Source organism: Bacillus sp. LR--39 (assembly GCF_053613335.1).
The window spans coordinates 1-765 of record NZ_JBSIOT010000745.1; the positions used below are offsets into that span (position 1 = coordinate 1).

Annotated in this window: 2 pseudogenes; one reads left to right on the forward strand and one right to left on the reverse strand. The window is 48.2% G+C overall.

Annotated features, from left to right (window positions below):
• Nucleotides 1-146: pseudogene (locus ACWHAR_RS26250) on the forward strand (branched-chain amino acid aminotransferase); the annotation flags it as partial.
• Between the two features lie 33 nt (nt 147-179).
• On the opposite strand, the pseudogene licH reads toward ACWHAR_RS26250, so the two are convergent.
• Nucleotides 180-765, reverse strand: a pseudogene (licH, locus tag ACWHAR_RS26255) (6-phospho-beta-glucosidase LicH); the annotation flags it as partial.

The following is a 765-nucleotide window of genomic DNA, read 5'->3' on the forward strand; positions in this document are numbered from 1 at the left end:
AGGATGAAACACTTTCGATCAACAACGGTGAAACAGGAGAAATCGCAAAAAAACTATATGACACGATTACAGGCATTCAAAAAGGCGCTGTCGCAGACGAATTCGGATGGACGACCGAAGTCGCAGCGCTGACTGAAAGCAAGTAAGAAAAAAGCCGGCCCATTACAGGCCGGCTTTTTTTACGCTTCAATTTTGTTGAAAAACTGCGGCAGATACGCTTTGTGCGCCTCCAGCATTTCGTCTAAAATCTGTTTGGCCACAGTATCGGACGGGACAAGCGGGTTAATCGTCATGGCAAGGAGTGCAGTTTGGTAGTCACCTGTAACTGCCGCTTCTGCCGCGACACGTTCAAAGGATTTGATTTGCTGGACGAGGCCACGGACAGACACCGGCAAGTCGCCGACAGCAATTGGCTTAGGGCCAGTTTTCGTCATCACACAGTTCACTTCAACTGCGGAATCGTCTGGAATGCTCGCTATTGCACCATTATTGATTGTGTTCACCGGCTGAATGTCATGTTTATCATTATAAATGGAGCTGATTAAGTTACATGCTGCATCACTGTAGTAAGCTCCGCCCCGTTTTTCCAGCTGCGGCGGTTTGATCGCAAGGTTCGGATCTTTATAAAGCTCGAACAGCTCTTTTTCGACCTTCTGTACGACTTCTGCGCGGGTGCCCTCCGTTTGTGATGCTTCCAGTTCGTGCTCCAGCATCTCTTTTGTTTTGAAATAGTAACGGTGATAGCCGCAAGGGATGACATTGAGC